This window comes from Roseomonas chloroacetimidivorans (assembly GCF_049629625.1).
Lineage (GTDB): Bacteria > Pseudomonadota > Alphaproteobacteria > Acetobacterales > Acetobacteraceae > Roseomonas > Roseomonas chloroacetimidivorans.
The window spans coordinates 1-5,320 of the sequence record NZ_JBNBZS010000175.1 but is presented as its reverse complement, the minus strand read 5'-3'; the positions used below and the strand labels follow the sequence as shown (position 1 = coordinate 5,320).

The following is a 5,320-nucleotide window of genomic DNA, read 5'->3' as shown; positions in this document are numbered from 1 at the left end:
TCTCGGGATCAGTGCCTGCGTCCACCGGGAACAGCTGCGCCAACATTTCGGCGGCGGTCCGGTAGGTCATCAGCGCGGAAAACTGCGCCCGCAGCCGATCCATCTCTGGGGTCGAGCGGGCGTGCGAGGGCCATCCCACGCCGGATTCGGTCGCGCCGCATCCGCCGCAGCGAAAGCGAGGCAGCCGAACCCTGACCTGGCCGAACAACGTCGCAATCCCGTGCTGGCGGTAGTCCTTCACTCGGCACACACCACCGCAGCCGGGGCACGCCGGACGGCGCGCGGCATGGACCCGGGCCTGCGCGGCGACGATCTCCCGCTGGACGCCGGCCAGCAGCCGTTTGCCCTCGGCCAAGGTCAGGCCCAGGCTGGCTAGATCGGTGAGGTCGTCAGGCTTGGCGATCCGCATGACATTGGTGCTGTGTTCCTCGCCCTCGGCCCCGATGCTCACCAGCTTCACGATCCAGGCCACGCTATCTCTACCTCGACGGAAAAATACGCTTGAAAGTACCCCTTTCGGCCTCGCACCCCCAATCTCGCGGCAGTCCCGTGCGCCAGCTGCCAAGTCGCCCTATTCCGGGTATCGGTTTCCCGCCGAGGTGATCAGCCACGCGGCGTGGCTGTATTTCCGTTTCCCGCTCAGCTTGCGCATGGTCGAGGAGATGCTGGCAGCACGCGGTATCATCGTCAGTCATGAGACCGTGCGGCAGTGGGCACTCAAGTTCGGCCAGGAGTTCGCCAACCGGATCCGGCGAAGACTGCCGCAAGCTGGCGATAAGTGGCACCTCGATGAGGTCGTCATCAAGATTGCCGGTGTGGGATAGTGCTCGACGTGCTGGTGCAGAGCCGGCGCGACAAGCGGGCCGCCAAGCGCCTGCTGCGCAAGCTGCTGAAGCGGCAATGCCGCGCGCCGCGCGCCATGATCACCGACAAGCTTCCGAGCTACGGGGCGGCCAAGCAGGAGGTGATGCCCGGTGTCGAGCATCGCCGGCACAAGGGTCTCAACAACCGGGCCGAGAACTCGCACCAGCCGACGCGACGACGAGAGCGGCAGATGAAGCGCTTCAAGTCAGCGCGACAGGCGCAGCGTTTCCTCTCCGCCCACGACCAGATCGCTAACCTCTTCCAGCTCCGTCGCGACCACGTCATCGTCGGTCAGCATCGCGCTGCGAGGACGCGTGCCTTCGCCATCTGGGCGGAAATCAGTGGGGCACCTGCCATAGCGTAAGATCTGAGCCAGCATCGCCTCCGGCCTGCAAGCACGATCAATCCAGCGCCAACAACTTGACGGTGCCCTCTATGCCACCTCCTCAGGCTTGGCGCGAGAGCTGACAGAACCCATGCGAGGTCTCATGAGCTTTTGGCGGTGCGCGCCGACATGGTCGGACCTAAGGAAGGTGGCCGCATCGCGAACTCGATTTGCAAGTCGAGCTGAGGGAGCAGACTCTATACCCTTACGGCCGATCGAAAATATCCAATCGCCGCTCCGTCGGCGGCACGCGTAGGCGCTGAAAATACAGTGGGAGCGCGCCCGACCAAGCATAGGCATCAACGGTCATGCCCCCGCCGTCCGCATCTGGGTGCGCCACAACTTGATGTCGTGCACGCGTCACCGGCAGATCGCACAGCCGTGCCAGAAGAAGCTTGAGGTTGGTGCTGTCCAGTTCCACCTCGTCTACGGCCAGCAAGGCTCCGAGGCGCGACGGGTCGCCGTAGAACTGCGTGCGAACCGTGAACTCCCCTCCGACATCGATGGCGCGCTCGATCAGCAGCGCACCGACCGGCAGGTGTCCGAGATGGACCGACCATGGTCCTGCCTCGCGCACCACGACCCGGCTCAGAAGACGCGGGAAGATCGCCAGCGGCGTCTCGCCATCATCGCCGAGGAAGCGGCAGTGCCAGGGCCGTTCCATGGGGCGGCGGCGATCGGCAACGACGCTCCCGGCGCGGGTCCGTCGGCTGATTAGCCCCTCCTCTGCCAAGGTTCGAAGGGCGCGCTGCACTGTGCCCACACTGGCGCCCATGGCGGCCGCGATCTCAGGCTCTGGTGGCAGGCGCGTGCCGGCTGCGAGCCTCCCGGTCTCAATAGCCCGCCGGACGGCCTCGCGCAGCAGCATGTGCTTGGGTTGCCCGCCAGCCGCTCCTTCGACGGGGCCGAGCAGATCGCGCAGCGCGAACTGTAAATTCAGCACTTGCTCCATTTCCTCTATATAAATAGATTAAATCAAAGTCGTCCAGGAAATACCAAATGCCCGTCCAGATCACGCCCGCGGCTGAGAGCGTGCGCCCGGCCGCCCAGCCTCAGAACCTCATCATCATTATGGCCGATGAGCTGCGCTGGCAGACCATGGGCTGCTACGGCGATCCTGTCGTGCACACCCCGGCTATGGACTCGCTGGCGGCGCGCGGCACGCGCTTCACCGCCGCCTACACCAATTCCCCGGTCTGCGTGCCAGCACGCGCGAGCTTCGCGACGGGCCGCTATCTCTGTGACCTCAATGCCTACTGGGACAATGCCGACCCCTATGACGGACTGGAGGAGAGCTGGCACCACCAGTTGCGGGCGGCAGGCCATACGGTTTCCTCGATCGGCAAGCTCCACTTCCGAGACCTCACCGATGACTACGGCTTCACCGAGACGTTGATCCCCATGCATGTCGTCGAGGGTAAAGGCGATCTGATGGGTCTGGTGCGCGACGATCTTCCCAAGCGCAAGGGCGCGTGGAAGATGGCGGGCATGGCGGGTCCGGGAGAGTCCCCCTACACCCATTACGACCGTGACATCACGGCCCGCACCGAAACCTGGCTCGCCGCGCGGGCCTCCGAGGTCCCGGGAAAGCCCTGGTGCCTTTTCGTCTCCCTGGTCTGCCCGCACTTCCCGCTCACCGCGCCGGAGGAGCATTTCGCGCGCTATTGGAACGACCCGAAGTTGCCCATGCCGAAGCGCTACGATCCCGCATCGCGCCCCGACCATCCCTACCACACCGAATATGCCGGCAGCTTCGCCTACGACGAGCACTTCCCGGATGCGGAGGCCGTGCAAAAGGCAGTTGCCGGCTATTACGGCCTGGTCTCCTTTCTCGATGAGAATGTCGGACGCATCCTTGCGGCGCTGGACCGCACCGGGTTGGCTGGCAACACGCGCGTGGTGATGACCTCCGACCACGGCGACAATCTCGGCGCCCGCGGCCTCTGGGGCAAGTCCACCATGTATGAGGAGGCCGTCGGCATTCCCCTGATCATGGCCGGCGCCGGAGTTCCGGCGGGCCATGTTTGCCCAACCCCCGTCTCGTTAGTCGATCTGTATCCGACGATCCTGGAAGGCGTCGGGCTGCCCCCCGATTCACCAAGCCGGCGGCCGGGTCAGTCGCTCTTCAGCCTGGCCCCGCGCGTCGACACCGCGCGCACCGCCTTCTCCGAGTATCACGGCATGGGCTCGACCGCCGCGATGTTCATGGTGCGGCGGGAGAACTGGAAATACGTCCATTATGTCCGCCACCCAGCCCAGCTCTTCGACTTGGCCGCCGACCCTGGGGAGGAGCAGGACCGCATTACGGATCCGGCGGCGGCGCCCGCGCTGGCACTGATGCAGGCCGAACTGGCAGCCATTTGCGATCCGGATGAGGTGGATGCCCGCTGCAAGTCCCGGCAGGCGCGGCTGCTCGAACTGAATGGCGGGCGCGATGCGGTGATTGCACGCGGCGATCTCGGCTTCTCGCCGCCACCCGGTGTCGAGGTGGACTTCAACGTCTGAGCCGAAAAGGCCGCATCAGCAGGGAGGAACAAAAGAAATGCTTCGCAGAACGCTTATTGCGGGAGTGGCAGCCTCGAGCTTGCCGCTCGCCGCTCCCGCGGTTCATGCGCAGGGCTTTCCGTCCCGCCCCGTGCAGGTGGTGGTCGGATGGCCGCCGGGCGGCGGCGTGGACACAATGGGGCGCGCACTGGCCGCGGCCATGTCGGCCGAGCTCGGCGTTCCGGTCGTGGTGGACAATCGGCCGGGCGCCGCCGGGGTCATCGCCACCATGGCCGCTGCCCGCGCACCCGCCGATGGCTACACGCTGCTGTTCATGAGCCTCTCGGAACTGGCCGTGCGTCAAGCGGCCTCGCGGACCGAGTATGATCTCGACCGCGACTTCCTCCCAATCTCACTCACCGGCGTCACCCCCATCGTCATCGCAGTGAACTCGAGCGTGCCGGCGCGGACCCCGACCGAGTTCGTCGCCTGGGTGCGCGAGCAGGGCGGGCACGCCAATTACGGCTCGCCTGGCATCGGCACGCTGCAGCATTTCGCGGGCGAGGCGCTGCGCTACGGAACGGACCTTCGCATTGAACATATTCCCTATCGCGGGGCCGCACCGGCCGTAACGGATTTGATCGGCGGCAGTATCCAAATTGTATCCTCCGGCCTCCCACCGCTGGTCGGGCATGTCGCTGGCAAGCGCGCGCATCTGATCGCGGCATCGACAGCGCGACGCACTTCCGTACTTCCGGATTTGCCCACCTTTTCAGAAGCCGGTTGGGGCGAAGTTGACATTGCGAACTATGCTGGGCTCGCCGCGCCCAAGGGCATTCCATCTCATGTGCTGGCGCGCCTTGAGGCCGCCGCCATGGCCGCCGCCAAGCACCCCCGCGTCGCACAGGTGTTCGCGAGCGCTGGCTCGGAGGTGATCGGTTCCACCTCCGCCGATTACGCGCGTTTCATTGAGGTAGAGCGCGCGCGGCAGGTCGAACTGATCCGTGCGACCAAGTTTGTGATCGAAGAGTAGGCTACGGGACTGCCGCGAGATTGGGGGTGCGAGGCCGAAAGGGGTACTTTCAGGCGTATTTTTCCGTCGAGGTAGAGATAGCGTGGCCTGGATCGTGAAGCTGGTGAGCATCGGAGCCGAGGGCGAGGAACACAGCACCAATGTCATGCGGATCGCCAAGCCTGACGACCTCACCGATCTAGCCAGCCTGGGCCTGACCTTGGCCGAGGGCAAACGGCTGCTGGCCGGCGTCCAGCGGGAGATCGTCGCCGCGCAGGCCCGGGTCCATGCCGCGCGCCGTCCGGCGTGCCCCGGCTGCGGTGGTGTGTGCCGAGTGAAGGACTACCGCCAGCACGGGATTGCGACGTTGTTCGGCCAGGTCAGGGTTCGGCTGCCTCGCTTTCGCTGCGGCGGATGCGGCGCGACCGAATCCGGCGTGGGATGGCCCTCGCACGCCCGCTCGACCCCAGAGATGGATCGGCTGCGGGCGCAGTTTTCCGCGCTGATGACCTACCGGACCGCCGCCGAAATGTTGGCGCAGCTGTTCCCGGTGGACGCAGGCACTGATCCCGAGA

3 protein-coding genes and 3 pseudogenes are annotated in these 5,320 nt (G+C 65.7%); 4 read left to right on the top strand and 2 right to left on the bottom strand.

The annotated features are described in order from the left end of the window. Positions 1-472, bottom strand: a pseudogene (locus ACO1BU_RS35895) (hypothetical protein); the annotation flags it as partial. Between the two features lie 61 nt (positions 473-533). Here ACO1BU_RS35895 and ACO1BU_RS35890 point away from each other — a divergent pair. After that, a pseudogene (locus ACO1BU_RS35890) lies at positions 534-1,228 on the top strand (IS6 family transposase). A 226-nt stretch (positions 1,229-1,454) separates the two neighbouring features. Here the strand turns inward: ACO1BU_RS35890 and ACO1BU_RS35885 are convergent. Further along, a complete protein-coding gene (locus ACO1BU_RS35885; RefSeq protein WP_424140664.1) occupies positions 1,455-2,192 on the bottom strand; it encodes a GntR family transcriptional regulator in 738 nt (245 codons plus the stop codon). A 56-nt stretch (positions 2,193-2,248) separates the two neighbouring features. On the opposite strand from ACO1BU_RS35885, the gene ACO1BU_RS35880 reads away from it, so the two are divergent. The 3 genes and pseudogenes from ACO1BU_RS35880 to ACO1BU_RS35870 form a co-directional block, all read left to right on the top strand. Then, positions 2,249-3,754 (top strand): sulfatase family protein, encoded by a 1,506-nt coding sequence (locus ACO1BU_RS35880; protein WP_424140663.1) that lies wholly within the window; start codon positions 2,249-2,251, stop codon positions 3,752-3,754. A 37-nt stretch (positions 3,755-3,791) separates the two neighbouring features. Further along, positions 3,792-4,766: a Bug family tripartite tricarboxylate transporter substrate binding protein gene (locus ACO1BU_RS35875; protein ID WP_424140662.1), complete on the top strand. Its 975-nt coding sequence runs from the start codon at positions 3,792-3,794 to the stop codon at positions 4,764-4,766. Between the two features lie 82 nt (positions 4,767-4,848). Further along, a pseudogene (locus tag ACO1BU_RS35870) lies at positions 4,849-5,320 on the top strand (hypothetical protein); the annotation flags it as partial.

Coding starts and splice junctions, on each gene's coding strand:
- ACO1BU_RS35875 (WP_424140662.1), top strand. CDS start 3,792: ATGCTTCGCAGAACGCTTATTGCGGGAGTGGCAGCCTCGAGCTTGCCG.
- ACO1BU_RS35880 (WP_424140663.1), top strand. CDS start 2,249: ATGCCCGTCCAGATCACGCCCGCGGCTGAGAGCGTGCGCCCGGCCGCC.